Origin of the sequence: uncultured Campylobacter sp., from assembly GCF_937996225.1 — a bacterium.
In the GTDB taxonomy this organism is placed as follows: Bacteria; Campylobacterota; Campylobacteria; order Campylobacterales; family Campylobacteraceae; genus Campylobacter_B.
In genome coordinates, this window is record NZ_CALKTC010000020.1 from 1 (window position 1) to 26,465 (window position 26,465).

General features: G+C 48.9%; 25 protein-coding genes and 1 pseudogene. 19 read left to right on the top strand and 7 right to left on the bottom strand.

From position 1 onward, the window contains the following. Together Q0174_RS02660 and Q0174_RS02665 are read left to right on the top strand one after the other, a co-directional pair. Positions 1-735, top strand: a 735-nt coding sequence (locus tag Q0174_RS02660; protein WP_298041544.1) for a 3'(2'),5'-bisphosphate nucleotidase CysQ, incomplete at its 5' end; no start/stop codon positions are given. 62 nt (positions 736-797) lie between these two features. Next, positions 798-1,193, top strand: coding sequence for a prepilin-type N-terminal cleavage/methylation domain-containing protein (locus tag Q0174_RS02665; protein ID WP_295150780.1), 396 nt, complete (start codon positions 798-800; stop codon positions 1,191-1,193). Between the two features lie 17 nt (positions 1,194-1,210). Here Q0174_RS02665 and Q0174_RS02670 read toward each other — a convergent pair whose 3' ends face one another. Further along, entirely contained in the window at positions 1,211-1,822 is a 612-nt protein-coding gene (locus Q0174_RS02670) for a hypothetical protein (RefSeq protein WP_298041546.1), read from the bottom strand. 96 nt (positions 1,823-1,918) lie between these two features. Between Q0174_RS02670 and Q0174_RS02675 the strand changes: the two genes are divergently transcribed. From Q0174_RS02675 to Q0174_RS02695, 5 genes are all read left to right on the top strand, one after another. After that, positions 1,919-2,488 carry a TRAP transporter small permease subunit gene (locus tag Q0174_RS02675; protein WP_297961394.1) on the top strand — a complete coding sequence of 190 codons (570 nt, stop codon included), beginning with the start codon at positions 1,919-1,921 and terminating at the stop codon, positions 2,486-2,488. Positions 2,489-2,581: 93 nt separating this feature from the next. Beyond that, on the top strand, positions 2,582-3,943 hold the full coding sequence (locus tag Q0174_RS02680) for a TRAP transporter large permease subunit (RefSeq protein WP_298041547.1): 1,362 nt from the start codon (positions 2,582-2,584) through the stop codon (positions 3,941-3,943). 41 nt (positions 3,944-3,984) lie between these two features. Beyond that, positions 3,985-5,808, top strand: a complete 1,824-nt coding sequence (locus Q0174_RS02685) for a biotin/lipoyl-containing protein (protein WP_298041549.1) — start codon at positions 3,985-3,987, stop codon at positions 5,806-5,808. A 132-nt stretch (positions 5,809-5,940) separates the two neighbouring features. Beyond that, positions 5,941-7,524, top strand: a complete 1,584-nt coding sequence (gene pckA, locus Q0174_RS02690) for a phosphoenolpyruvate carboxykinase (ATP) (protein WP_298041551.1) — start codon at positions 5,941-5,943, stop codon at positions 7,522-7,524. Beyond that, a complete protein-coding gene (locus tag Q0174_RS02695; RefSeq protein ID WP_298041553.1) occupies positions 7,499-8,851 on the top strand; it encodes a CAP domain-containing protein in 1,353 nt (450 codons plus the stop codon). The genes pckA and Q0174_RS02695 overlap by 26 nt, the downstream gene beginning before the upstream one ends. Positions 8,852-8,952: 101 nt before the next feature. Here the strand turns inward: Q0174_RS02695 and Q0174_RS02700 are convergent, their stop codons facing one another. The 3 genes from Q0174_RS02700 to dnaG form a co-directional block, all read right to left on the bottom strand. Further along, on the bottom strand, positions 8,953-9,507 hold the full coding sequence (locus tag Q0174_RS02700; protein ID WP_298041554.1) for a hypothetical protein: 555 nt from the start codon (positions 9,505-9,507) through the stop codon (positions 8,953-8,955). Between the two features lie 239 nt (positions 9,508-9,746). After that, the gene (locus tag Q0174_RS02705) at positions 9,747-10,730 is read right to left on the bottom strand and encodes an argininosuccinate synthase domain-containing protein (protein ID WP_298041556.1); all 984 of its coding nucleotides are present in this window, start codon (positions 10,728-10,730) and stop codon (positions 9,747-9,749) included. Positions 10,731-10,739: 9 nt separating this feature from the next. Then, positions 10,740-12,839 carry a DNA primase gene (gene dnaG, locus Q0174_RS02710; RefSeq protein WP_298041558.1) on the bottom strand — a complete coding sequence of 700 codons (2,100 nt, stop codon included), beginning with the start codon at positions 12,837-12,839 and terminating at the stop codon, positions 10,740-10,742. 60 nt (positions 12,840-12,899) lie between these two features. Here dnaG and Q0174_RS02715 point away from each other — a divergent pair, with 60 nt between their 5' ends. The 9 genes and pseudogenes from Q0174_RS02715 (at position 12,900) to Q0174_RS02755 (ending at position 21,604) form a co-directional block, all read left to right on the top strand. Then, positions 12,900-13,925, top strand: coding sequence for a tetratricopeptide repeat protein (locus Q0174_RS02715; RefSeq protein WP_298041560.1), 1,026 nt, complete (start codon positions 12,900-12,902; stop codon positions 13,923-13,925). Next, positions 13,903-14,325, top strand: coding sequence for a ribonuclease HI (rnhA, locus tag Q0174_RS02720; protein ID WP_297961424.1), 423 nt, complete (start codon positions 13,903-13,905; stop codon positions 14,323-14,325). Before Q0174_RS02715 ends, rnhA begins: the two co-directional genes overlap by 23 nt. Before the next feature lie 437 nt (positions 14,326-14,762). Further along, a pseudogene (gene rnc / locus Q0174_RS02725) lies at positions 14,763-15,425 on the top strand (ribonuclease III); the annotation flags it as partial. Between the two features lie 263 nt (positions 15,426-15,688). Continuing rightward, a complete protein-coding gene (gene aroC, locus Q0174_RS02730; protein WP_298041562.1) occupies positions 15,689-16,804 on the top strand; it encodes a chorismate synthase in 1,116 nt (371 codons plus the stop codon). Positions 16,805-16,933: 129 nt separating this feature from the next. After that, positions 16,934-18,154: a hypothetical protein gene (locus tag Q0174_RS02735; protein WP_298041564.1), complete on the top strand. Its 1,221-nt coding sequence runs from the start codon at positions 16,934-16,936 to the stop codon at positions 18,152-18,154. Beyond that, complete coding sequence (locus Q0174_RS02740; RefSeq protein WP_298041565.1) at positions 18,154-18,843, top strand: hypothetical protein; 690 nt, start codon at positions 18,154-18,156, stop codon at positions 18,841-18,843. Before Q0174_RS02735 ends, Q0174_RS02740 begins: the two co-directional genes overlap by 1 nt. 387 nt (positions 18,844-19,230) lie before the next feature. Then, on the top strand, positions 19,231-20,010 hold the full coding sequence (locus Q0174_RS02745) for a hypothetical protein (protein ID WP_298041567.1): 780 nt from the start codon (positions 19,231-19,233) through the stop codon (positions 20,008-20,010). Positions 20,011-20,087: 77 nt separating this feature from the next. After that, positions 20,088-20,702 carry a hypothetical protein gene (locus tag Q0174_RS02750; protein ID WP_297902312.1) on the top strand — a complete coding sequence of 205 codons (615 nt, stop codon included), beginning with the start codon at positions 20,088-20,090 and terminating at the stop codon, positions 20,700-20,702. 509 nt (positions 20,703-21,211) lie between these two features. Then, a complete protein-coding gene (locus tag Q0174_RS02755; protein WP_295150746.1) occupies positions 21,212-21,604 on the top strand; it encodes a hypothetical protein in 393 nt (130 codons plus the stop codon). Between the two features lie 573 nt (positions 21,605-22,177). Here Q0174_RS02755 and Q0174_RS02760 read toward each other — a convergent pair. Genes Q0174_RS02760 through Q0174_RS02770 form a run of 3 tightly spaced genes read right to left on the bottom strand, consistent with a single transcriptional unit; the run spans position 22,178 to position 23,735 of the window. Beyond that, positions 22,178-22,396 carry a hypothetical protein gene (locus tag Q0174_RS02760; protein WP_298041569.1) on the bottom strand — a complete coding sequence of 73 codons (219 nt, stop codon included), beginning with the start codon at positions 22,394-22,396 and terminating at the stop codon, positions 22,178-22,180. Beyond that, positions 22,390-22,647: a hypothetical protein gene (locus Q0174_RS02765; RefSeq protein ID WP_298041571.1), complete on the bottom strand. Its 258-nt coding sequence runs from the start codon at positions 22,645-22,647 to the stop codon at positions 22,390-22,392. The genes Q0174_RS02760 and Q0174_RS02765 overlap by 7 nt, the downstream gene beginning before the upstream one ends. Further along, on the bottom strand, positions 22,647-23,735 hold the full coding sequence (locus Q0174_RS02770) for a methyltransferase (RefSeq protein WP_298041573.1): 1,089 nt from the start codon (positions 23,733-23,735) through the stop codon (positions 22,647-22,649). Before Q0174_RS02770 ends, Q0174_RS02765 begins: the two co-directional genes overlap by 1 nt. 203 nt (positions 23,736-23,938) lie before the next feature. Here Q0174_RS02770 and Q0174_RS02775 point away from each other — a divergent pair, with 203 nt between their 5' ends. From Q0174_RS02775 to Q0174_RS02785, 3 genes are all read left to right on the top strand, one after another. Further along, positions 23,939-24,946 carry an AI-2E family transporter gene (locus tag Q0174_RS02775; protein WP_297942846.1) on the top strand — a complete coding sequence of 336 codons (1,008 nt, stop codon included), beginning with the start codon at positions 23,939-23,941 and terminating at the stop codon, positions 24,944-24,946. Positions 24,947-25,046: 100 nt separating this feature from the next. Further along, on the top strand, positions 25,047-25,406 hold the full coding sequence (locus tag Q0174_RS02780) for a nitrous oxide-stimulated promoter family protein (RefSeq protein WP_298041575.1): 360 nt from the start codon (positions 25,047-25,049) through the stop codon (positions 25,404-25,406). Between the two features lie 253 nt (positions 25,407-25,659). Continuing rightward, complete coding sequence (locus tag Q0174_RS02785; protein ID WP_298041577.1) at positions 25,660-26,436, top strand: hypothetical protein; 777 nt, start codon at positions 25,660-25,662, stop codon at positions 26,434-26,436. The last annotated feature ends 29 nt before the right edge of the window (positions 26,437-26,465 follow it).

The following is a 26,465-nucleotide window of genomic DNA, read 5'->3' on the forward strand; positions in this document are numbered from 1 at the left end:
GCAAAAAAGGCAAACGCCGCGATAATGCAAAATTACGACAAATTCGATGTTTTCGTCAAAGCGGACAGATCGCCGCTTACGAATGCCGATCTTGCGGCAAACGATGCGATAATGCGTACCCTGGAGCCCAGCGGCATCGCGATCTGCTCGGAAGAGTGCGTACTAGATAGCAAACAGCGTATTAGCGAGGAGAGATTTTGGCTCATAGATCCGCTGGACGGCACGAAGGAGTTTATCGCGCGCAACGGCGAGTTTTGCGTCTGCATCGCGCTGATCGAGCATGGGCGTCCGATTTTAGCGACGATCAGCATACCAATAAGCGGCGATATATATAGCTCAAACGGCGGCGGAGTTTATAAAAACGGCGTACTGCTCGCTCGCCCCACTAGTGCGCCGCAAATCTTCATGCAAGGGCACTATAGCATATCCGCAAAATACGTGCAATTTGCGCAGAAATTTGGAATGCAACTAATGTGCAAAGGCTCTGCGATAAAATTTTGCATCTTAGCCGAGGGGGGCGCCAGCGCGTATGCGAGATTTAGCGACTGCTCGCTTTGGGACATCGCCGCGGGAGATTTTTTGCTGCATCAAAGCGGCGGAGCGGTAGTGGATCTAAAGACGATGAAGGCACCGCTCTATAACGGAAAAAGCCTGATAAATAACCATTATTTGGCGGTCGGCGCGAATGCTATGAAAAATTTATCCAAAATGTTAGAATTTGCAAAGAATTTTTAAGTTAAATTTATAGTAAACGCTCTATAATATAAATCCAAAATTTTTTATCAAAGGATAAAAACATGAAGGGTTTTACTATGATCGAATTAATTTTCGTGATCGTGATTTTAGGTGTTTTGGCGGCAATTGCCATTCCAAGACTAGCAGCTACACGCGATGATGCAGAAGTCGTTAGAGCAGCGCAGAATGTATCTACATCGCTGACTGATCTAATGGCTTATTATACTTCGCAAGGCGAGTATGATAATAGCACGACAGGTTTTAATAACATGACGAATGTTAAAAATCCTATTACCGTAAAAGGCAAGACTTGTGCTACATATACCGTCGATAGCAAAACCAAGGTTACTCTTACAAAAAAGATGGATGGTTTATGCGCTCAGGTATGGGATATGCCGGGGTTAAAGAATATAAATACCGTCTATGCGTCTGACGCTTTATTGATTATTAAGCAGTAGCTTCTTTGGCGCAGGGACTATCTCTGCGCCTTCTTATTCAAAAATCCAAGAAAAATTCCAATTATCCAAATAATTGCGAAAAATATAAAGATAAAGCTCCAAAATTGCGCCAGATCCACGCTTTTACTTGCCGGGAATAGATACCAGCCTCCGCTATAAAGCGCCGTTAGCTTAGCTTGCAGTCCGTCTAGCGTTGTATCGGTTGGCACCGCTGGTACGTCGAATGCGCAGCTGTTAAACGGCTTAAAAATTGGCACCGCGCTTAAATCGAAATTTAAAAATCTCACCGCTCCGCCGCAGCCGCTCATCCCGCTCATATCTCCGCTCCCTCGCAGTACCGTGTGAATTTTAGCTAAATTTAATGACGATACAAATCCCAGCGCCGCGCCGTAAAACCACACCGCATATCCGCAGATTGCGCCGTAAACGCCCTTGCCGCAAACCGCTAAAATTACCGCTCCTAGTGCCACGGTGCAAAGCCCGAATCTTACGTGAATACTAAAGCTTTCCGGATAGATAAAAAGGAATTTTTGCAAGAAAAAATATGAAAATGCTAGCCAAAAAATCGCCCAAATAGTGCAAAAGGCGAGAAATCTTTTAGAGTATTTGTTTTGAAATTTTAAAATCATAAAAATCCTTTCCGTGCATAATTTTATAATAAATTGCAGATATTTTTGCTAAAATCCCAACTTTTATAGAAAAAATTTCAAGCAAAGGGTAAAATTTTGAAGGGTTTTTTACGCAAATTAGAAAGGGCTTTTGATGCGTTCGCAAATATCTTAGGCGTATTAAGTATCGTATTTTTGGCGCTTTTAGTTATAGTTGTTTTTTACAATGTTGTGGCGCGTTATCTTTTTCCAGCCGCAAATTCCGTCGCTATGCAAGAACTTACGTGGTGGCTATATTCGGCGATGTTTTTATTCGGTGTGACCTACGCACTCAAAGAAAACGCCCACGTTCGCGTGGATATTTTTTACGAAAAATTTAGTCCCACTGCAAAAGCGCTCATAAATATCTTAGGTACGATATTTTTCATTTTGCCTTTCGTGGCGCTCGTGGCATTCTTTTCGATCGATTATGTAAGCGAGGCTTATACGAGCCATGAGGCCAGCGCCAATCCCGGCGGTATGCAGCATCTTTGGATCATCAAGTCCGCAATCACGCTTAGCTATGCGTTTTTATTTATCTACGCGTTTGGATTTTTGATTAAAAATATTAACGCCCTGCTTGATGTTAGGGAAAACAAAGGCTCGGAATTTCTTAGTGGGAATTCTTCGGGTGCACAGAGTGTGTGAGGGCAAAATGAGCTTAAATTTAAAATTCTATAAATTTTACGCTTTTCGCGCTTGGGCGGAATTTTGCCACGGCGAGATAAAAGGTGGCGAGCTATGATAGGCATAGTGATGTTTGCGGCAGCGCTTTTTATGCTGTTACTGGGTTTCCCCGTTGCGTTTACGTTCGGCGCCGTGGCTGTGATTTCCGGCTTTATCTATGGACTTAGTGAGGCGTGGGATTACGCGCAGGGCTTTGAAATTTTAACTGAAGCTTTTGAGGATATGAGTAGGCAGTTTTTTTCACTGATGCCTAATAGAATTTACTCGATTATGGAAAATCAGCTGCTAATTTCGGTGCCGCTTTTTATTTTGATGGGTATGATTTTGCAAAAGACTCGCCTTGCGGAGCGTTTATTAGAGTCGATGGCATTTTTATTCGGCGGCGTACGAGGCGGCGTGGCGATCAGCACTGTTTTGGTAGGCGCGTTACTTGCGGCTACGACGGGCATCGTGGGTGCGACTGTCATCGCTATGGGCGTCATCAGCCTGCCCGTGATGATGAAATACGGCTACGATAAGCCCCTAGCTACCGGCACTATCGCTGCTGCGGGCACGCTTGGGCAGATTATCCCGCCTTCTATCGTGCTGATTATTTTAGGCGATATACTTTCGGTCTCTGTGGGTGATCTTTTCTCTGCAGCAGTTATTCCTGGGCTCGTGCTAGTGGGTTTTTACGTGATTTATATTGCGATTATTTCATATATTTGCAAAGATTATGCGCCGCCTGTTCCGCCGCTAGAGGGGCTTAGCAAATCAAAGCAAATTTTTATCGCGCTTAAAAACGTCGTGCCGGTGCTTGTGCTGATTTTGCTCGTCTTAGGATCTATTTTTGCGGGCATCGCTACTCCTACGGAGAGCTCGTCGGTAGGCTGCTTGGGTGCGATAGCGCTAGCTGTTTTATACCGCACGTTTTCGTTTAGACTGATCTATGACGCGCTAAAAAATACCGCTAAAATTTCGGGCATGGTTTTTATGATTTTGATGGGCGCCACGGCATTTTCGATGATTTTTTCTTACACGGGTGGAGATGAGGTCGTGAAAAATTTTATGGAGAATCTGCCCGGCCAAGCATGGGGATTTATCGCGCTTACGATGGTAGTTATCATAGTGCTTGGATTTTTTCTCGATTATGTCGAAATTTCATATATCATTTTACCGATACTTTTGCCGATAGTAGAGTCTTTGCATATCAATCCCGTGTGGTTTGCGATCTTAATCGCTGTAAATTTACAAACGTCGTTTATGACGCCGCCATTTGGATTTTCGATATTTTTCTTAAAGGGCGTGACGCCGCCGCAAATCCACACCACGGACATTTATAAGGGCGTACTGCCTTTTATTTTATTGCAAATTCTAGTGCTATTAACGCTCGCAATCTTTCCGGGGGTTTTTGGTTTAAAAGCTTTTTTAGGCTAGAAATATTAAAATTCACGCTAAATTTAACCTAGGAGCTAAAAATGGCTAAAAAGCTTATCGACGTTATGGATACGACCTTTCGCGACGGATTTCAGTCAGTTTTTGGCGCGCGCGTGGCGATGGAGGACTTCCTGCCTGCCGTTAACGCGGCCAAAGACGCGGGCATCACGCACTTTGAGTTCGGCGGCGGCGCGCGGTTTCAGAGCCTGTATTTTTACCTAAACGAAGACGCGTTTGAGATGATGGACAAATTTAGAAGCATCGTGGGGCCTGAGGCGAATCTGCAGACCCTTAGCCGCGGCGTAAATACCGTCACGCTCGATACAGGCAGCCGCGAGATCATCGATCTGCACGCCAAGCTTTTTGCCAAGCACGGCACGACGACGATTAGAAATTTCGACGCGCTAAACGACGTGGAAAATTTAAAATTTAGCGGCGAGCGCATCTCGCGTCACGGGCTCAAGCACGAGGTCGTGGTTACGATGATGGATCTGCCGCCCGGATGCAGCGGCGCGCATGATGCGGCATTTTATGAGAAAATTCTACGTCAAATTTTAGACGCGCAGATCCCGTTTGACAGCGTCTGCTTCAAAGACGCAAGCGGCACTAGCAGCCCGCAGAAGGTCTATGAGACGATCAAGCGCGCGCGTAAAATTTTAGGCGACGGCGTGCATATCCGCTTGCACACTCACGAGACGGCGGGCGTTAGCATCGCATGCTACCAGGCTGCGCTCGTTGCGGGCGTAGACGGCATCGACCTTGCCGCGCATCCCGTAAGCGGCGGCACGAGCCAGCCGGACATCCTTACGCTGCTGCACGCGACGAAGGGGCAAAATTTCGACCTGGGGCTAGACGCAGAGAAAATTTTAAAATACGAAGAGGTTCTGGGCGAGTGCTTGAAGGATTACTTCATGCCGCCAGAGGCTACGCAGGTAAGCCCGCTCATTCCGTTTTCGCCGATGCCCGGAGGCGCGCTTACAGCAAACACTCAGATGATGCGCGATAATAAAATTTTAGACAAATTCCCAGCTGTCATCAAGGCTATGCGCGAGGTCGTCGAAAAGGGCGGCTTCGGCACGAGCGTGACGCCGGTTAGTCAGTTTTATTTCCAGCAGGCGTTTAACAACGTAATGTTCGGCCCGTGGAAAAAGATCGCCGAGGGCTACGGCAAGATGGTGCTAGGCTATTTCGGCAAAACGCCCGTTAAGCCAGATGAAGGCGTGATTAAGCTCGCCGCCGAGCAGCTGGGCTTAGAGCCTACGACCAAGCATGCCGTAGATATCGCCGACGCCGACGAGAGCAAGAGCGTCGCGTATGCGCAGAAGATTCTACGCGAGCAGGGCATCGAGCCTAGCGAGGAGAACATATTTATCGCGCTTGCATGCAAAGAAAAGGGTATCGCGTTTTTAAAAGGCGAGGGCAGGGTGATGAGTCGTAAAAAAGAGGACGTAGCGCCCGCTGCAAGCCATCAAAACGGTATTTCTAAAAATGGCAAATTTGACATTAAGATTAACGGCAAAATTTACAGCGTAGAATTCGCCGGACAAAACGTGCTCGTAAACGGCGATCGATACGACGTTAGCTTCGATACCTCAGCGCCCGTAAAGCCGCAAGTGCAAACCGCTCCTGAAAGCAAGGCAAGCGGTACGGACAGCAACGAAGTAAAAGCGACGCTTCCTAGCAACGTATTTAAAATTTTAATAAAGGAAGGCGATGCTGTTAAGGCGGGGCAGAATGTCATCGTTCTTGAAGCGATGAAGATGGAGATAAATATCGAAAGCCCGCGTGATGGCGTAATCGATAAAATTTTAGTCGCCCAAGGCGATACGGTCGATGCCGATCAGGTGCTCGCGATTTTAAGATAAGCTCTAAAATTTAGGCGGGCGCTCCCGCCTAAATTTCATGGCGATCATCCTCGGCGCTTAAGCGAGCTTACCTAAATTTTAAGCTATAATAGCGCAATCATTTATCAAAATTTAATTTAAAAAGGACGCAAAATGACAACTCCGAACGATCTGGATAAACTAGGTCTTAAAAATATCAAAAAAATCAATCACAACCTAAGCTACGACGAGCTTTTCGAGCTTGAAAAGGCTATGAATGAAGGGCGCGTATCAAGCAACGGCACCTTTATGGTCGATACCGGAATTTTCACGGGTCGCAGCCCCAAGGATAAGTACTTCGTAAAACAAGACCCGAGCCAAAAATACATCGCTTGGGGCAAGGTAAACCAGCCTATCTCAAAAGAGCTTTTCGATAAGCTTTTAGCCAAAGCCAAAGCTCAGCTAAGCGGCAAGGAAATCTTTATCCAAGACGCATTTTGCGGAGCTAGCAAATCCAGCCGCAAAAACGTGCGTTTCGTAACCGAAGTCGCGTGGCAAGCGCATTTCGTAAAAAATATGTTCATCCGTCCAAGCAAGAGCGAGCTAGCGGAATTTCATCCCGATTTTGTCGTTTACAACGCGTGCAAATGCAAAAACGAGGACTACGCGAGCGACGGGCTTCACAGCGACGTTTTCGTTATTTTTAACGTTGAGGAAAACGTCGCGGTTATCGGCGGCACCTGGTACGGCGGCGAGATGAAAAAAGGAATTTTTTCGATGATGAACTACTGGCTGCCGCTTGCGGGCAAAATGTCGATGCACTGCTCGGCAAACGTGGGCAAGCAGGGCGACACGGCGCTGTTTTTCGGTCTAAGCGGCACGGGCAAAACGACGCTATCGACCGATCCTAATCGCAAGCTAATCGGCGATGATGAACACGGCTGGGACGATGAGGGGATATTTAACTTCGAGGGCGGCTGCTACGCGAAATGTATAAATTTAGACCCGAGCAGCGAGCCTGAAATTTACGCCGCGATCAAACGCGACGCGCTGCTTGAAAACGTGGTTGCGGACGAGGCGGGCGTAGTAGACTACAAAGACGGCAGCAAGACCGAAAACACCCGCGTTAGCTACCCGATCTATCACATCGATAACTACGAGCCAAGCTCTGCGGGCGGCCATCCGAAAAACATCATCTTCCTAACTGCCGACGCATTCGGCGTTTTGCCGCCGGTCGCAAAGCTTACTAAAGAGCAGGCGATGTATTATTTCCTAAGCGGCTATACAGCAAAGGTTGCGGGCACCGAGCGCGGCATCACCGAGCCGGTGGCGACATTTAGCGCGTGCTTCGGCGAGCCGTTTATGCCGCTGCACCCGACCGTTTACGCTAAGCTACTGGGCGAAAAGATCGACAAACATAATGTCAGCGTCTATCTCGTAAACACAGGCTGGAGCGGCGGCGCGTACGGCGTGGGCAAGCGAATGAGCATCAAAGCCACGCGCGCGTGCATAAACGCGATCCTAGACGGCAGTATCAAAAAGTGCGAATTTGAAAATTTCGAGAAATTTAACCTAGCGATCCCAAAAGAGCTCGCAGGCGTCGAGACGAAGCTGCTAAATCCGATCAATACGTGGACGCACCCGGCGGAATATAAAATCACGCGCGATAAGCTAGCAAAGATGTTTGAAGAGAATTTTAAACGCTACGAGGACGTAAAAGAGGGGGTCGAGTTTGCCAAAGCGGGCCCTGCGGCTTAGGCTCCTGGGCCTTGGGGCGATCTGCGCGCTTTTTGCTGCATGCGAAAACACTCCCTCAAATTTAAAACAGCCGCTCGTTGCAATGAGCGGCTTTTCCTTTTACGACGATCCGCTAAGCTACATCAACAATGTGCGCGCAAAATCGGGGCTAAATCAGCTTTCGCAGAATGAAATTTTAAATATCTCCGCGCTTAATCACGCAAAATATGTCGTCGCAAACGAGGCGATGTCGCACGACGAGAGCCCGGGCAAGCCAAATTTTACGGGCGAAAATCCGTCAAAGCGCGCTTTTTACGCAGGCTATAATGCCGCAGTACGAGAAAATTTATCCTATAACTCAAGCGATCTTAAAAGCGCGATCGACGGGCTTTTAAGCGCGATTTACCATAGATTTGCATTTTTGGATTTTGCTTCGGATGAGATCGGCATCGGCTATTTTGAGCACGGCAAAAAAAGTAGCTACGTTTTTGAGATGGGAAATTCGCGCTTAAACGCCTTTTGCTCGCGGAATTCAAACGACGAAGGAAGCGGCAAATTTCTACTGGGGATGTGTAAAAATGAAGCGCTACGGATGAGGGAGGATAAGTTCAAAGGCGCCACCGCGCTGAACTCGCGCCCTTACGTCTATTACCCGAACGACGAGCCCGCGCTTGCGTTTTTCAGCAATGAAATTCCAGATCCCATGCCAGAGTGCAAAATCACCGCAAACCCCGTAAGCGTGGAGTTTAATGCCGAGGAACCGCCCGTAACGATGAAAAGTTTTAAAATTTACGAAAGCGGCAGGGAGCTTCAAAACGTTAAAATTTTAGACAAAAACTCCGATCCTAGCGCCATTTTAAGCGATAGGCAGTTCGTGCTTTTCAGCAGAGACGTTTTTAAATTCGACGCCAAATACGGCGCGGAGTTTAATTACGAGCAGGGCGGGAAGCAAAAGACGCTACGGTGGGAGTTCATCACGCAGGCGCCTAAATTTAGATACTTCGTCGTGCAAGGCGGAGAAAATTTGAGCGTGAAAAATGGCGCGTTCTACGATATATTCGTAACCCCGAAAGACTGCAACGATTTGATGAAAAGCTACAAAACCAGCTACTCTTTTATGGATAAGCCAGAAATTTCAAGCCCCGCGGCAAATATGCTGCGCGTAAAACTAAACGGCGCAAAGGGCGCAAAGCTTGAAATTTCAACGGGTAACGGCGCGGTAATAAACCTGTATTTAAACGACGACTCCAAAAGTTACGGCGGCATGGGTAAAATTTACGCCGCAATCGCGGTGGTTTTTGCGGCGATCATTTTGTTTTATCTTTTAGCAAGGCGCAGAGGGCGATAGGCACGAGGCCTATTTTGCAACCTCTACTTTTGTCTGCGCGCACAGGAGCGCATAATGCTCATGCGGCGTGAAATTTAATGCGGAACTTGGTTTTTAAATTTTTAAATTTCATCCCCGTTTATCTCATCCGCAAGTTTTAAAATTTTAGCCTGTACCGCCTCAGGAGCGTAGATATCCATCCACTCTATCCCATTTGAAGCGCTAAAAAGTACGGCGATCTGTCTATCGCTCATCGCGCGCTTGGCAAGCTTGGTCGTCGCTGGGCTGTTGCCCATATTTGGCGTTTCGTCTATGCTTATCTCGGTGCAGCGGCGTAAAATAGGCGCCAAATCAAACTCTCCTTCGAGCAAAATAATAACCGAGCCGCGTCTAAAGCTGCAAGCGTTCCAAAAGATTTCGGCGCCGTTTACGCATTCTCGCGAGAGATCGAGGCGAAATTTGCCCCGCTCGCGCACGAGAAAACTAAACTCGCTTAAGTTTAGCGGGTGCTCCACACTGCCGAATGCCCCCACGATACTATCTTTGCGGCCGTTATAGACATAGGCGGCGAGCGCATTTTGCAGTAGCGGCGCGATGATCTGATCGTGCGCGCTCGTATGGTCGTCCTCTCTGGCGCGGCCTGGGATCTTTACGAAAAACGGTTTGAAATACTCCATAAACGCTCCTTGAGCCTATAAAATTTGCTCGCTTTCGTTTTTAAATTTAACGGCTTGCACTTTTAAATTTATGCCTATTTGGCTCTTGCGATAGCCGAATTTAGTTCGCGGCGCCCGCATTTTCAGCTCGCTTCAACCGCCGCCGTTTTAAATTTTACTCTTGTATCTGCTATCGTAGCTCGTTGCGCTTATGCATCGTTTTTATGTCTATTAAATACAACCTTGAGGCGGTTTAGATTTTACACAAAATACTCGCGGGCGGCATCCTTGCTCTCAAACGGGTTTGCGCTCAGCTCGCTGCCGTCTATGAGCAGGGCGTAGCGGCGCGCGGCGTCCGTTTTGGCGTAGGTCAGCGCCAGCCTCGCCGCAAGCTCTCTATCCGCCTCACTCGCGCCCCTGCTTAGCAGGCTTAGCGCGCCCACGACGCCATCTTTAAATTTTATCTCGCTAAATTTAGGATTTTGCACTGCGGCAAGCTTTTTGTTATCGCTCTCGTCGCGTCCGATTATGAGCTTGGCGCCCTCAGGCAGGCGCAGATGGCGTCCGAATTTTAAAATTTCAGCGTCCGCGGGCGTTTCGATCTTTTCAAATTTTACCGCATCCTTGATCCGCTCGCTGAAGCTCTGCACGGTCAGCAGACAGCCTCCCGCGGGCGTTTCATAATCCTCAAAGCCGAACTCCGCCGCCAGCTGCATCTGTCTAGCCCGCCCGCGCCCGCTGATGTCAAGCAGCGCGCCCCTATCTACCCAGCCCTTGATCTCGGGCGTCGTGAGCGGCAGCAGCTTCGCGCACAGCGGACGCAGGATCAGCCCCTCCTCATCGCCGCTAAGCCCGCCGATCTGAGCCAGAGCCTGCGCGCGCTGGCTCATCGGGCGCTGTCCGAGCACCTCGCCAGTGATGATGAAGCTCGCCCCTTCGCTTTGCAGCATCGCAAGCGCAGTCTTAAACATATATCCGTGGCAGTCGATGCAGGGGTTGAAGTGCTTGCCGTAGCCGTATTTGGGCTCGAAAAGCACCTGACGTAGATATTCGCTTCTAATATCGACGCTTTTAAAATCCGCCCCTGCGGCTGCGGCTCTGCGGCGCATGATCTCGCTCTTGTCGTCCTTGCCGCTAAATCCGATATCCATATTCAGAGCGAGCACCTCGATGCCTTGCGAGACGATGAGTTTGACCGCGAGCATGGAGTCAAGCCCGCCGCTAAAGAGCGCCAATGCCTTCATTTCGTTCCTTTACTTGAGTTGATTGATCTTTTTTTGATACTCCAAGATCCGCTCGATCTTGTCGGGCGCGTCGGAGTTTTTGAGCTTTTGCATCAGATCTTGCAGGGCGTTGCGGCGTAAAATTTTGCACGCGTCGTTAAAAAGCGCCGCGCCGCCGATAGGCAAAATTTCATCGTCCAGCGCAAGCGCGCGCAGATTTTCAAGGGCTTCGGTTTCGACGTTTTGAGTATTTTGGACACTTTGAGCGTTTTGAATATTTTGAGCGGCGGCTTTCTTTTCGCTTTGCTTTGCGCCATTGCTTGAGCTCCGTCTCTCGCCGTTATTTGCACCCTCTTGCTTCTCGCCGCCGTTTGCACCCTGCTGCGCGGAGGAGCCTTTTAAATTTACGGCGCCCGTAGAGCCCTGCCCGCTAAAATTTTGCTCGCTAGAGCTCTCACCGCTTTTTAAATTTACGCTCTCGCCCCGGTTAAAATTTTCTCCCGCGCCGCCCGCGATGAAATTTTTAAAATTCTCGCCGCTGCGAGCGAAAGCCAAAAACGCCTCGAAAATATCGCCGTGCATGCGAAAATCGCGCCGCTCCAAGCAGCCGAGCCCGAGCTGTGCCATCTCGCCATCGAGCAGCATCGATTTTATGATCTGAAGCTCGGCGATCTCCTTGCGGCGCAGTAGCGGGCGCCCGAGCCTTACCGAAGCGGTAGGCGGCGCGGAGTTTTCGTAGCGCGCCGTGCTTTGCGCGCGATTAAAATTTCCGCCGTTTAAGCCCCTGCTCGCACCGCCCCTGCCGTCTGCGCCGCGCCCCCCGTAAGAGCCGAAGCTCCCGCTCTTATTAAAATTTCGCCCCTCAAAGCCCGCGCCGGAATTTTTACCGCCGTCGGCGAGATTGAACGAGCCCGGCGAGACGTTTAAAATTTGCGCCACTAGGCTCTGATAAGACTCGGCGAGCACGGGGCCGAGCGCTGCGGTAAATTCTTTGATCTCATTTAGCGCTGCTTCTTTTTGCACGGGGCGGGCGAGGTCGTATTTTTTAGCGATTCTTCGGATCAGAAACTCCCCGCTCTCCATGCCGCTAGCATAAATTTGCTCTAGCTCGCGCACCTTGCCCGCGACTATCATATCCGCAGGATCGGCGCCTCCGCCGATTATAGCGACGCTTGAGTCGATCTTGTTCAGGCACAAAAGCCGCGCCGATTTTATCGCCGCATTGATGCCCGCAGCGTCGCCGTCGAAGCTAAGCACGACGTTAAGCTCCGCGCGCTTTATAAGCGGCAGATGAGCGGGCGTCAGCGCCGTGCCGAGCACCGCTACGGCGTTGTCGATGCCCGCTTGATGCAGCATGATGACGTCCATGTAGCCCTCGGTGATGATGAGGGTTTTTTTAGCGATCGCGCTTTTTTTCGCAAGGTCGAATGCGTAGAAAATTTTAGATTTATCAAACAGTGCGCACTGCGGCGAATTGACGTATTTGGCTGGGTTGCCGCTTATCGTGCGGCCGCCGAAACCCACGAGCTTGCTTGCGTGGTTGTAGATCGGAAAGGTGATCCGCTCGATGAAGCTAGCGTAAAGCCCGCGCTCGTTTTGCTTCACCGCGCCCGCATTTAACGCGTCTTGCGGCGGAATTTCTTCGTTTTGCAAAACTCTGATCGTCTGCGCACTAGCTCCTGCGTATCCAAGGCCGAATTTGCGAATGCTTTGATCGCTCAGTCCGCGATCGTGTAGGTATTTTACGGCAGCGGGATTTTGATAAAGGCAGCTTTGGTAGTAGGCGTTTAAAATCCCGAGCACCTTCTTCTCTTCGCTGCGCTCCTGGACTTTAACACCGGTGTATTGCAGCGCGAAATTATACATCCCCGCAAGCTTTTCGACCGCTTCGGGAAAGCTTATCTTTTCGTAATCTTGGATAAATTTAATCGCGTTGCCGCCTGCTTTGCACGAAAAGCAGTGAAAAATTCCAAGCTTTGAACTCACGCTCATGCTCGGGTGCGAATCGTCGTGAAAGGGGCAGACGCCTACGAAATTTGCGCCACTGCGCTTAAGCGGGACATATTTTTCTACGACGTCTACGATATCTACGGTAGCCAGCAGATTTTCTATGCTTTCGTTTTTAATCATAAGCGAAATTATACCCGCACTTTGCTATAATTGCCCTTTATTTTTGCGACGAGGTTTGATTTGGATAATTTTTTCTTAGACGATCGCGACCCGATTTTCGGGCTTATCATGCTGATAAGCATAATCTTGCTAGTGTCGATTCTAAGCTACATTTGGGGAGTTTTTTCTAAAAAAAATGAGAGGCAGAGCCTAGAGAATTTTATCAAAAAATTTGACACCCTAGACGCGCTTAGCACCGAGCACAGGCAGCTTTTAGCAAGCCCGCAAATAGACATCCCGACGCTTGGAATTTTGGCTAGCTCTTTCGTCAAAAGCGGCGACTTCGAGCGCGCGATAGAAATTTATCTAATCGCGCTAAGTAAGGCTAGCGGCGGCGTGCAGAGGGAGTTTATCCTCACCAATCTCGGTATCGTATATTTCAAAGCGGGCTTTTTAGGGCGCGCCGAAGAGGTGTTTTTGCAAGCGCTGAAGCTGCGCCCGAGAAACAAAGAGGCCCTTACGCATCTTACGGTGATTTATGAGCGGCTGAAGCGCTTTAATGAGGCGCTTGAAGTGCTTGACGCGCTGCGCGAACAGGACGCCGAAGTATATGCTCAAAGCCAGTTCGAGCGCGCCCAGATCATCGCAAACGACGCCAATACGCCGTTTAATAAGAAGATCGCTAAAATTTCAAAGCTAAACTTCAAAGGCGCGGGGCGGTTCTGCATGGAGCTTTTTATCAAAAACAAAGAGCCTATGGAGGGCTTTGACCGCTTCCCGCCGATCGAGCAGGCTATCGATCTGATCTATGATTTCCCTGCGGCGGTAAATACGCAGGATGCGGAGTACAACGCGCTTTTTTACGCGCTCGGAAGAAGCGATCAAAAGCCGCAGAGCGCGAGTAAAATTTTTGAGATCAACGCGCTTATGGCTATGAAAGACGCGGGCTTTGAGGACGCGGGGCTTAGCTTTAGCTACACCTGCGCGAAGTGCAAAAGCTCGGTGGGGCTTTTCTCGCACCGCTGCCCGGTCTGCTACGAGCTAGGCAGCATGGAGATCAGAGCGCAAATTTCGGAGAAAACCGGTGAAATCGGTCAAACTTTTTAGCGACGGCAGCTGTCTCGGAAACCCTGGAGCGGGCGGCTGGGCTTACATACTGCAATACGGCGACGCGATAAAAAAGGCAAGCGGCGCAGAAGCGATGACGACCAATAATCAAATGGAGCTAACAGCCGCTATAATGGGACTTAGCGCGCTTAAGCAGCCCTGCCGCGTCGAGCTTTTTACCGATAGCGAATATGTCGTTAAAGCGATAAGCTCCTGGCTCGCAAAGTGGGTCGCTACTGATTTTAAGGGCAAAAAAAACGCAGATCTGTGGCGCAGATACCTTGCGGCGGCAGCGCATCACGAGATCAAGGCCTCCTGGGTCAAGGGGCATGCGGGTCATCCGCAAAACGAAGAGTGCGACGCTATGGCTCGCGCGGCGGCGGAAGCGATAAAGGGCTAAAATTCCGCGGCGAAGCTTGCGGTTGCGCGGATTAAGCATGGATTTGCTCGCGTTTACTTTGCACGCAGAGCCGCTTCGGCTTAAATTTATCGCCCGAAGCCGGTTTTAGCGCATTCGTTCACGCAATCGAGCTTTGGCGGAAATTTCGTTAGCAGTGAGCAGGCTTTGGCGCGACTGTATTTGCGACGGGTCTATTTTTGGCGAGGATTTCGTTTGCGGCAAGTGATCCTTAGCGTGGTTTGCGTTAGAATTGGCGGGCTAAGTTTAAATTTTATTCGCCGTAGATCGTTGCTAATGCGTTTTATCCGCCGCGTTAGCACAAAGTTAGCGCAGATCACGCTTGCATTCGTTTCGCTTGCGCAAGTTTTGTTCGCACCGGATGCCGTTTGCGTGTGAGCCACCGCGGATTTCGTAAAATTTTATAAAAAAGGGCAAAGATGCAAAATTTAGAAAAATTACAAGAAAAACTGGGCTATAAATTTAAAAACCCTACCCACCTCAAGATCGCTCTTACGCACAAAAGTGCCAAAAACGGGCACAATAACGAGAGGCTAGAATTTTTAGGCGATGCGGTGATGGATCTAATCGTGGGCGAGTATCTTTTCAAAAAATTTAGCAGCGACGAAGGCGATCTGAGCAAGCTGCGCGCCGCGCTCGTGAACGAAAGCAGCTTTTCTAAATTTGCAAAATTTTTGGGCATCGGCGAGAACCTGAATATGTCGCTGTCCGAGGAGCGCAACGGCGGACGCGAGAAGCCCTCGCTGCTTTCGGACGCGTTTGAGGCGATAATGGGCGCCGTCTATCTTGAGAGCGGGCTGCAAAACACCGCCCGCATCGCGACTGCAATCTTAGAAATCCTCTATCCGCGCATAAGCTTTAACGAGCTCGTTAAAGACTACAAAACCGCGCTGCAAGAGCTCACGCAGGCAAAATTCGGCGTCACGCCCGAATATGTTCTTTTGGGCTCGAGCGGCCCCGATCACAAAAAAAGCTTCGAAATGGCGGCGCTCGTTGGCGGCAAGCGGCTCTCATCCGCCGTGGGAGCGAGCAAAAAGGAGGCCGAGCAAAAATGCGCGCAAATCGCGATCGAGCTTTTACAAAGCGGCGCCTCGCACGGCACTAGCGCGACAGATGGCGAGCAAACAGCATGCGATAGCGACGTACAAAGCGGCGCAAATCGCGCTCAGAACGGCAAAAAAGGCTCACAAGGCGGCAGCGGACGAGCGCGGGGCAGCACAAAAAGCGAGCATAATAATCGAGGCGGCACGCCGAGTGCTAAAAAAAGCAATGTGCGAAACAAAAACGCCGAACAAAGCGGGCGCGATACGGACAAACAAAGCGGCGGCGATCAAGGAGACGCGCTATGAATACCTTCGGCGAGAGATTGCGCCTTAGCACCTTCGGCGAGAGCCACGGTGCGGCAATAGGCGGCGTTTTGGACGGATTGCCGGCTGGCGTGGCGATCGAGATTTCAAATATCCAAAGCGAGCTTGAGCGGCGCAAACCGGGCGGCAGATACGCTACGCCGCGCAAAGAAGCCGATGAGATCGAAATTTTAAGCGGAATTTTTGACGGTCGCAGCACCGGCGCGCCGATCGGATTTATCATCCGCAACGCAAACCAGCACTCAAAGGACTACGAAAATCTAAAGGATGTTTTCCGCCCCGCACACGCCGATTTTTCGTATTTTGCCAAATACGGACTGCGCGATTACCGAGGCGGCGGACGGGCAAGCGCGCGCGAAACCGCCGTTCGCGTGGCTGCAGGAGCGTTTGCGCAAATTTTGCTAAATCACTTTAAAATTTCCGTAAAAAGCGGAATCTGCGGCGTGGGCGAAATTTATGCGGGAAATTTAGACTTCGACTTTGCGCAAAACAGCGAGATTTTCGCGCTCGATCCCGCTGCGGAGAGCGCGCAGAAGGAGTTAATTCTAAGCGTCAAAAATGCGGGCGATAGTATCGGCGGCTGCGTGCTAACGCGCGTTACGGGCGTGCCTGCTGGGCTCGGCGAGCCGCTGTACGGTAAGCTGGATGTGGTGCTTGCGGGCGCGCTGATGGGCATAAACGGCGTAAAGGCCGTGCAGATCGGCGCGGGAGTGAAAGCAAGCACGCTAAAAGGCAGCGAAAACAACGACTTTATGCGCGCTAGTAAGGATGCGATCCGCACCAACGGCGGCAAGATCGGCGCAAATTTTGCGAGCAACAACGCGGGTGGGATCTTAGGCGGCATAAGCAGCGGCGCGCCGATCGAGATTGCGACGCATTTTAAGCCCACTCCAAGCATTTTTATGGCGCAGCATAGCGTGGACGTGCGCGGCGCGGACGCGGTCTGCGAGCTGCGCGGACGGCACGATCCGTGTATCGCCGTGCGCGGCAGCGTCGTAGCGACCGCAATGGCGCGGCTGGCGATCGCCGATGCGCTGCTGCTAAACGCGAGCGCGACGCTGGGGAATTTGAAGCGAATTTACGGCGAGGATTAAATTTAGACGAGCCGCCCTTTAAATTTTGCGAAATTCCATGAAATTTTAGGACCGAGCGATGAAATCCCCGCGAGCTAGGCGGGCAAATTTTAAATTTACGCGGTAGGTTTATCGCGGCAAGGAGGGCAAATGAGACTTGAGCGTATCGGCGAGGGTTCGGCACTGATCGCGCGCATAGAGGCGATCAACGTCGCAGCATTCCCCGAAATTGAGCGTATCAGCATAAAAAATTTCTTAAAAATGTCGCGCAAAGGGCAACTTGAAATCGCGGCGATTTTCGAGGATTTTGGCGCCTTGGGCGGCGGTGGTGCGGCTGATAAACATCATGCGGCGACAGGCGAAAATTTATGCGCGCCGAAGCAGGATTTTTGCGCGGCAAAGCAGGACTGCTGCGAACCTAGCCAAGATCGCGATGCTGCAGGTAAAAATTCCGATGCGGATAACCGCGGCGCGGCAGATAAAAAATCTAATGCGACGTGTGAAAAATCCAGCTTGAAAAGTAAAAATTCCAGCGCGGCGGTGCAAAATTTAAGCGGCGAGGAGCTGGTTGGCTTTTTCGTCTATAGAACCGAGCAAACCTACAAGCGCGCGATTTCGCACCACAAACAGCCGCCGCGCCTAAATGCGGATAAAATTTTAAGATCCAAAGCCCATAGCGGCGCGGAATTTGACGGCGCAGACGATGAAATTTCAGGCGGCGAAGTAAAATTTTCAGAAGTAAAATTTTTTAGCGTTGCAAGCGGCGAAATCGCAAGTCAAAAAACGCAGTCTCTTGGCGGCAATAAAATTTTAAACGCGAGCGCAGATAGCAAAATTTCGATCGCCGCGGACTGCTCGACTTGCGGTGCGGGCGGCAAAATTTTATCAAGCGTCAGAAGGGATGAAATTTCATTAAGCGCCGCAGAGGGCAAAATTCCATCGATCGCCGCGGAAAGCGAAATTTCGCGCTATGATGAGAGCGAAATTCCAAGCGGCGGGGAGAGCGGGATTTTTTACGTGGCCTACCTCGGTATCGATGCGAAATTTCGCGGGCTGGGGATCGGCTCAAGGCTGCTCGCGCTCATCGTCACGCAAAATCCGCGCGCGCAAATCGTCCTTGACGTCGAGCCGCCGCACGAGGACGCGCCCAACCTCGCGCAACGCCTACGCCGCATAGAATTCTACGGCAGGCACGGCTTTCGGCGCTGCGGCAAGTTTTTCAACTACGCAGGTCTAAGCTTCGAGATCCTTGCTAGGCCGCCGCTAAGCGCGCCGCAGCAGGGATTTGACGTAGCGAGCTTCATGAAATTTATCGGCGCAGGCAATAAATTTAGATTTAAAATCACCGACGCGCCGCTATACAAAAACTAATGCAAAAGCCCGAATTCAGCCTCATCTGCGATGATACATTTTATAGAATTTTTTCCGCCTCTATCCTTGCGTTTTTTTGCATTTTTATCTCTTTGGACATCGGCGGATCGGGGGAGCTGTTTTACACGGACAGCCCGCTACGCTCACAGCGAGCCAAGCCCAGCCTGACGATCGTTTTTTTGTTTTTGGCGTTACTTTATCTGCGAAGCGGTAGCAAAGAGGCGGCGCGCGTGGAATTTGACGAGCTTAAAATATCCTTTCGCAGAGGGCTAGACAAATACGATCTTATGCTTGGATGCGTCGATCTGATAGAGCCGTCGCTCGGCTTCGTGCGGACGTTTCGCGTGCCGTTTCTAAGCTACGAACGGTTTTTGAAACTGCAAGAAATTTTAAAATTCTTGCTTCTTTTCGCATACGCCGCGGGCGTGTTTTTGACGATCAAATTCGGCTTTGCCGAAGCTGCGATCTATGCAGCGGCGGGCATTTTTGCGATTTTGATCGCTTCAAAGCTCGTCGTCGCGCGAAGGCTAGACGGACGAGCGGGGCTGCGACTACGCGACTGCCTGCTACTGCGCGGCAAGGACGATACGGGCGCGGCGGTATTTTTTTGCATCCGTCCTAGCCGCGCCGAGCGCGAAGCTTTACGCATATATTTTTTGAAAAATTTCAGCTACGACATTAAGGCGTGAAATTTTTTGGCTTTCAGCGTAAAATTTAGACCCGCGGGGTAATCTGGCTACGGCTAAACGCAAATGAAGCGCAAAGACGGATGCTGTGCGAGTATTTCGCGGCGAGATTGAGGCTGGATTTCGAGCAAAATTCCGCCCGCGGCAATCGCAGATGAGATTGCTCGGCGCCCCAAGCAGCCATCGAAGCGGTCGCAGATGAGATCGCTCGGCACCCGAAGCAATCCTCTAAGCAGCTTCAGATGAGTTGCTAGTGTCTGCTTGACTGAGATAACCGCGGCTTGTCGCAACTCGCCTCGCCGCAAGCGCCTATGCAAATATCCTGCGCTCTTAAACGCGTCGAAAGCGAGGCGGTGATAAAATACGAAAACCATACCAAAAAGGAATTTTATGAGGGATTACGACAAAGAGCCGATCGAAATCATAGATAGGGCGGTATATTTTCAAGAAAAAAGCCTATTTTTATCCATAGTGCTTTTTTACTCTGCATATACGACTAATGCCACTTTTATGGATATTATAAAAGGCGACGATTTGTTTATGGTATTGTGCGCCGTAGTGCTATTCATCGCACAGATATGGTGGTACGTAAAATGCAATTTCCAAGCCTCTTATTTTACGTTTTATAATGACAAGCTATTTTATAATTTCATGCAAGGTACAGAGCCCAATAAAATATGCAATCTTACGGATATAGAGAAAATAAGCTTTTGCGTGCTTTCAGAGCTTATGGATAGCTTCGGTAGATTTCACTACCTTACCTCCTACGAGCTTTATAAAAAATCATCTATTGGAGTGCATATCGGCAAACTGGCGCTGTTTTTATACTATACGATAAATTTTATCTTGCTTGTTTTGCCGTTTAAAATTTTTATGTTGATTAAAAACAAAGAGCCGCTAAGTCTGCTAAATAAAAATGTCGTGATTAAATTTAAAAATCGCAACTATTTTTTGATAAACATCTACTCAAAGCGCGAACTGGATGAAATTTTGCAGTATTGCAAAGACAAAAATATAACCGTGGAGCAGAAAACAAATTTTATCCCGCATTGGCAAAATTTTACCTATTTCACTGATAAGAACGAAATTTGGAGCGATGATTTTAGCGATACGGAAATTCCAAAAGATACGTTTAAGCGAAAGCTTAGACAATTTTTTAGCTTGGATTAAAGAGCGATTACGCCCGTTTCAGCGTAAAATTTAGACCCGCGGGGTAGAATTACAAAAATTTTTACACGGAGCAAACAATGAAAAATTTCTTTCTAGCCGCAATAGTTTGCGCGCTATTTAGCGGTTGCGCATATGAAGCGCAGTTTAATCAAAACGCCGATGTAGCGCCGTTTGACGACACTATAAGCGCGACTAACGCCATGCAAAGCGCGCTCATTTACATCCCTGGCGAGCTAATGGGGACAAAAAGCTACGTCGCAAGCTCGAAGTTAGGCAGAGACGATGAGCTTAAAATCGACGTCGGCGAGTTCGTCGCAGGCGAGGCAAAGCGCTTCTTCGGCACCTACCTAAGGCGCGTAAGCGTCACCGACGACGAAAAAGCGCTGCAAGGCAAAGGGCTCGTTATCGCACCTGAGCTTAGCTCATTCGGCTTTGGTTTTTACAGCTCCGACGGCATCGACGTTTCGGCAAAGCCCTATGTGCGCTACAATCTACGTTTAAAAATGTTTAAAAATGGAAAGCCGATCTACAACCAAAATATCGCCGTAAACGAGCGCAACTTCGGCGAGGAGGAGTTTTTCGGCGGCGGTCAGGGCTCATACGCACAGATCGGCGGGATCTTTCAAAAATCGATGGCGAATGATTACGCCGTGCACGCTAGAGAGATTTTGGACGTAATCAACGATAACTAATCGTGCTCGCGCCTTTGTGCGTGGTAAGCGGCATCTGGTCGATTATTTTTGCCCGCCGTCTTGTGGTAGAATTTGTCGCGGCGATCTTGCGACACGCGCTTGCGGATCGTCGCGCCTAAGCTCTGCGATATAATTAGCATGGCTTTAAAGCTCCCATAGATGCGCCTTCTTGCGGTATTTACTCATTTGGGGCATTGGATTTTGATATCGAGTTTGCCAGCACTATAGGCATCAAATTTAATTCCGCAAGTTGCGTAAATTCCGCGAAAATCACGTTATGAAATTGACTTGACAGCCCATATTTAAGTGCGGTGAGCCGATAAATTCCGCACCTTGGCATACTGCCTAATTCCATTTTTTAGGGCTAAGCTCCGCAAATAAACTTTTCGCGTTCGCTGCTACGCTTGGATCAAATTATATGCTCGTGGCACCAAAAAATTCGCCCTAAATTTAAAGCACCGATTAATATTAATTTTTATATCATTACTAAATTTTTTAAGGAGAGAATTATGAAAAAGTTTTTATTGCTTCCGTTTGCTTTCGCGGCGCTTTTTGCGGCACCAAGCTGCGATAATGTCCAACTCAAAGCGGCTGTGGAAGGTATCAATAAGAGTGCGCCGATGCGAGTCGACGAGATTACCACATTAACGGGCGCTGAGTGCAAAGATGGCAGCTTTATCTACAACTACGAGCTAAATGACGGCATGGGGATGAAATTTGACAGTGTCGGAAATGATCAAAAAACCGTGATACAAAATGTCATAGATAGCCAAAATAAGCAAATTTTTTGCAACCAGATGAAGGTAATGCATCCGCTAATAAATAGCGCGATATGGAGCTATAAGATAAAAAGTGGCGAAGAATTTATAAGGGTAGAATTTAAGCCTAGCGACTGCAAGTAGCGCTTGCGCGAGATTTAAAATTTAGCGCGGCGTGAGCCTTTGCCTGCTCGCCCGCGCAGCATCCGTTTAAAATTTATCCGCTTCGCTTTTGATTTCGCCTGTGCAAAAGCAACATGCTAAAATTTCTGCTTAGCTTTTACAGCGCCACTGCGTATAGTATGACGCAGATCAGAGTGTATTTCGTCGCCACAAAGCGCTAAAACGCGCCGAGTCCTTTTTAAGCCGCGATCTAATGCGTCAGGTTCTGCCAGTGGCGTTTTTCATTAAAATTTGACTATTTCATGCGGAATTATATCTATGTAGCAGCGCAAACACCGCGTAAGGCTTTCGCGCGAAATTCTATAAGTTACGGAATTTTATTTGAAACAGCATCATAGATTTTGGGTCAAAATTTTAGGATTTATTGCGATGCTGCACCTGCTGCGATGAAATCTTGCTAAATTTTATCCGCGATCTGCTCGCATAAATTTTGCGTAAAGCATGAGCTTGCTTGCGAGCTTACAGGGGTGCCAGCCGCCAATGTACTGTCACATAAAACGCGACTAATCAAATACCTCGCTTGGGTTTTAAAATTCATCGTTCGCAGCTATTTTTATCAAGCTTTAGCTGTATCGGCGGCAAGCCCCTTATTTCATAGTTTAACACCATCGTTTTGCCGAGCTCCCGCAGGCGCTGCGAAAATTCCGTGCTGCAAAAGCTGACCTTCGCCTTGGCAAACAGCATCTCTTTTAAAATTTCCGCATCGCCCACATCCAGCGCGCTGAGGTCTAAATTTGACGAGCTATTTAGCACGTAATCGTATATGAAGCTACCGCGGCGCCTTTTAAAATCGTAGCATCGTCGATCCTGCGCGGCGCGCCCTCGTTTATCTGCGCTAGCGCATCTCGCACCTGTTTGCTTTCGCAGAAATTTCGCTCTAGCTCGCCGCGTTTTTTCTCTGTATAAAATTCCATCGCCACATTTGCCAAAATTCCGATTCCAAATAACACAAGTAAGATTTTAATCGGCTTATTTAGCCGCGCACTTAAGCTTCGCGCGTCCATCAGCGCGCCCTTTCGCAGCACAGCAGCGTGTGCCCGACGCCCAGCCCGTCGTGAATTTGCGAAATTTTAAGCCCGGCGCGCTGCGTAAATTTAACCATATCGTCCGAGTGATAAATTTTGCTATTGCCGTTTGCCATGGCGGCGAAATATACGCTGATCTGCGTCATGCTATACGCGGCAGTTTCGTAGCGCTGCCTGTCCCAAAACGGCTCCAAAATATAAAGCCGCGCCTGCTCGCTCATCGACTCTGCCGCTCGCGAGAGGATGCTTACGATCTGCTCCTCTGCAAAGCAGTCCAAAAACTGACTGAGCCAGATCGCATCAAAGCCGCGCGGAAAGCGCGTAGCGGGATCTAGCAGATCGGCCGCAAGCCCGTCTATGCGCTCTGCACCCTTCGCGCCTGCGACGGCGTCTTTCATCATCGAAATTTGCCCCGCAAGATCCATTATCGTGACGCGCACATTTTCGTCGTAACCTACGCACCGCTTAGCAAAGCGCCCCGTGTTGCCGCCGACATCTAAAATTTTATCCGTCTTGCGCGAGAAAATGATCTTTAGCGCGGGCTCAAACGCCAAATCCGAATAAAAATGATCAAACGCGAGCCAGCTCTTTCGCACGTGCGGCGGCAGATGCGAAAGCGCCTCATAAATCGTAGCCCACTGTCCAAAAACCTTTAGCCCCTCTGGTTTGCCTGATTTTAGCGTCTCTTCGAGCCTAAAGAGCCCCTCGTAGCAGACGTCGTGGATGAAGTCCATATCCACGCCGACGAGCTCGTCGGTGAGTAGAAAATATCCCGCCTTGCTAAGCCGAAATTTCTCGCCGCACAGCAGCACCGTGCCGATGCTAAGTGAGCTTTCCAAAAGCAGCTTTACGGCGTATTCGCTAAGCGAGATCTTCTGCGCGATCTCACTTATGCTTAGCCCGTCACGTGCCTCATTAAGCGTGCTTAAAATTCCAAATTTTTTCATCAGCCGCGAGACTTGAAAGACCACCGGCGCAAAGGCGATCTCATTCGCCGTCCGCTGCGCCTCGCCCGCGCTTTGACGCTCGGCGCCGTAGCGGTCTAAAAGCTGTTTGGGAAGTTTCATTTTTGATCCTGCTTATGTAAATTTCGCAAAATTTTAGCAAAAAATTCTAACTTTTCTCGCGTACGCTAAGAATTTGCGCGTATCTTAGAATTTTGCGATGAAATTTTAAAATTCCGTCTTAAAATTTATGGAATTTTAGTTAAAATTCTTTCATCAAAATTTCGCGTAAAAGCTCTGCGAAAATGTCAAATTTAGGAGAATACTTGAAGCTTCAAATGTCCTTGATGTCGGTTGCTTGCGTCGTAATCATCCTGGCTGGTCTTAAAGCCGCGCAGGCTATCGTCGTGCCATTTTTGCTAGCTATTTTCATTACGGTGCTCGTCTCACCGCTGGTGCTTTATGTCCAAAAGATCCGCGTCGGGCGCGTTTTTAGCTTCCTGATCATCACTTTCGCTTTCGTGGCGATTATAGTGTTTTTTGGTGCAGTCATCTTCGATGCGATCAAGGAATTTTCAGCGCGCCTGCCCGAGCTGCAAGCAAAATTTGAAGAGGTGCTAGGAGGCGTGAGTGCGAAGCTCTCTCGATTCGGCATAGAACTTAACGCCGCAAGCCTAGGCATCGATCCAAGCGAAGCCGCCGCGCAGCTATCGGCATTACTGCGTAAGACAGGCTCGATAGTTTCGACGGGATTTTTCATTTTTATAATGGTTTCATTTATGGTCTTTGAAAGCTCCGTGATCGACGAAAAAATCCGCTATTTTTCGCAAAGTAGCCGTGCTACGCATACTTTTGTGAAGAAATTTGCCTCCAGCCTCAAAAAATATCTGCTAATTAAAACTATCGCTTCAGCTTGCACCGGTGCGCTCATCGGACTTGGGCTGTGGGCTCTTGGTGTTCCATATGCCGCGCTGTGGGGGATTTTAGCTTTCGTGCTAAATTTCATCCCCACCATTGGCTCGATCGTAGCGGTCTTTCCGACGCTTTTCGTGACGCTAGCTACGATGGATATAAGCTCTAGCATCTGGACTATCGCAATTTATTTGGTCGTAAACGTAGCGATCGGAAATATCATCGAGCCGCGATTTTTAGGGCAAGGGCTCGGGCTTTCAACGATCAGCGTGCTTGCAGGGCTACTGTTGTGGGGCTTTGTGCTTGGTATCGGCGGGCTATTTTTGGCTGTGCCGCTTACGATGAGCTTGCAAATCGCGCTTGCTTCAAACGACAAAACACGCTTCATTGCGACTCTATTAAGCAACAAGGTCGAGAGATAAAGCGAAATTCCGCGGAATTTAAAATTCTATAAATTTTAGCTTGAGCGCGCTCAAGAGTATTTTTGTCTCTTTTAGATAAAATCCGCCCAAAGGATCAAATATGACTAGCGAAAAATTTATTTACGAAGTAAATACGGTGACGAAATTTATCCAAATTTACTGCGATGGCAAGCATGCGGATACGCCTAAAAAAGATGGCGCCGTGCTTCATGACTACAAAGACGATAAGGGGCTTGTGCAGACCCACTTTCATCTGTGCGCGGACTGCGAACGGATGCTACGTTACGCCTACGCGCGCCTGCGCGCCTGCCCGCATACCGAAAAGCCACGCTGTCACCACTGCCCGCATCCATGCTACGAGCGTGAAATGTGGGTAAATATGGCTAAGATGATGAAATATAGTGGTATGAAATTAGGACTTACAAAGATCAAAAAGCTTTTTTCGTTTAAAAAAAGCTAATTTGTGCGGGCAATTTAGCTAGAGTTTGCGGGTAAAATTTATCTTTGCAAGCTCGCTTCATCTTTATGCAAAAAAGTATAAAAAAGCGGCGTGAGAATAAGCACAAAAAGATATAAAAATCAATCAAAATACTAAATCTTAGCGCGTAAAATTCTATCTCGCAAACACAAATCCTCCGCAATCCTTGATAATAAATAATTAAATTTGAGTTTATAGTTTTAAGTTAGAATTGTGCCCAATCAAAGGAGAAAATATGAAGGTCATTACCATCGCGGTCGTTAACGGCAGGGTCGTAAACGAAAAGGAATTAATCGCGTCTATCGCCGATTATGACGATTTTACCGCGGTTGCCGAACAACTCCGTAAAGGGCTGAAATCGAGGTATTTTACATCTAGAGAGCATGCGAGGATATACAAAAAAATCAGCGTCGAGACGGGCTTTAGGCGCGTGCGATTCGACTACAAACCGTATAAAGATAAAATTTCAAACCTTATCACCGAGGGCTACACCGTCAAGGCGATCTTAAAAAAGATCGGCGAGGAGGACGAAGCGTTTAAAAGCGCCGTCACCGCCGCAGGGCTTACGCACTTTATCTCCGTGACATTCAAAGATGAAAAAACAAGACTTCGCGCAACCGCCAAAAAAAGCGAGGATTTCTTATATGCGTATCGATTTGAGATCAAGAAAATGCACTTCCAAGGCGTTAGCAATAAAGAAATTTTAAAGTATATGAAATCTCAATACGAAAAGGATTTTGCAAAAATAAGCGAGCGCGATCTTGCCGCTTTTATCGAGACAAACGCGGTGCTTGACACCGACCGCAAACTCTCGCTGTATAAAAAGCCGAGCCTTTATGATCCGCATTTTAGCGAGATTATGAAGCTTTACGCAAGCGGTATGCGCGTCTACGATATCTGGAAGACGCTTAAAGCCAAATACCCCGAGCTAGCCAAGCTTCAGGCGCCGAGCCTTTATCAGTTCATCGCAAACAACGCCCTTGGCAAAGCCAAATATATGCAAAAAGACTGATATGCCCGCGCTCTTTTCAAATTTTACTT

Coding starts and splice junctions, on each gene's coding strand:
- Q0174_RS02665 (WP_295150780.1), top strand. CDS start 798: ATGAAGGGTTTTACTATGATCGAATTAATTTTCGTGATCGTGATTTTA.
- Q0174_RS02670 (WP_298041546.1), bottom strand. CDS start 1,822: ATGATTTTAAAATTTCAAAACAAATACTCTAAAAGATTTCTCGCCTTT.
- Q0174_RS02680 (WP_298041547.1), top strand. CDS start 2,582: ATGATAGGCATAGTGATGTTTGCGGCAGCGCTTTTTATGCTGTTACTG.
- Q0174_RS02685 (WP_298041549.1), top strand. CDS start 3,985: ATGGCTAAAAAGCTTATCGACGTTATGGATACGACCTTTCGCGACGGA.
- pckA (WP_298041551.1), top strand. CDS start 5,941: ATGACAACTCCGAACGATCTGGATAAACTAGGTCTTAAAAATATCAAA.
- Q0174_RS02700 (WP_298041554.1), bottom strand. CDS start 9,507: ATGGAGTATTTCAAACCGTTTTTCGTAAAGATCCCAGGCCGCGCCAGA.
- Q0174_RS02705 (WP_298041556.1), bottom strand. CDS start 10,730: ATGAAGGCATTGGCGCTCTTTAGCGGCGGGCTTGACTCCATGCTCGCG.
- dnaG (WP_298041558.1), bottom strand. CDS start 12,839: ATGATTAAAAACGAAAGCATAGAAAATCTGCTGGCTACCGTAGATATC.
- aroC (WP_298041562.1), top strand. CDS start 15,689: ATGAATACCTTCGGCGAGAGATTGCGCCTTAGCACCTTCGGCGAGAGC.
- Q0174_RS02735 (WP_298041564.1), top strand. CDS start 16,934: ATGAGACTTGAGCGTATCGGCGAGGGTTCGGCACTGATCGCGCGCATA.
- Q0174_RS02740 (WP_298041565.1), top strand. CDS start 18,154: ATGCAAAAGCCCGAATTCAGCCTCATCTGCGATGATACATTTTATAGA.
- Q0174_RS02745 (WP_298041567.1), top strand. CDS start 19,231: ATGAGGGATTACGACAAAGAGCCGATCGAAATCATAGATAGGGCGGTA.
- Q0174_RS02750 (WP_297902312.1), top strand. CDS start 20,088: ATGAAAAATTTCTTTCTAGCCGCAATAGTTTGCGCGCTATTTAGCGGT.
- Q0174_RS02755 (WP_295150746.1), top strand. CDS start 21,212: ATGAAAAAGTTTTTATTGCTTCCGTTTGCTTTCGCGGCGCTTTTTGCG.
- Q0174_RS02765 (WP_298041571.1), bottom strand. CDS start 22,647: ATGGACGCGCGAAGCTTAAGTGCGCGGCTAAATAAGCCGATTAAAATC.
- Q0174_RS02770 (WP_298041573.1), bottom strand. CDS start 23,735: ATGAAACTTCCCAAACAGCTTTTAGACCGCTACGGCGCCGAGCGTCAA.
- Q0174_RS02780 (WP_298041575.1), top strand. CDS start 25,047: ATGACTAGCGAAAAATTTATTTACGAAGTAAATACGGTGACGAAATTT.
- Q0174_RS02785 (WP_298041577.1), top strand. CDS start 25,660: ATGAAGGTCATTACCATCGCGGTCGTTAACGGCAGGGTCGTAAACGAA.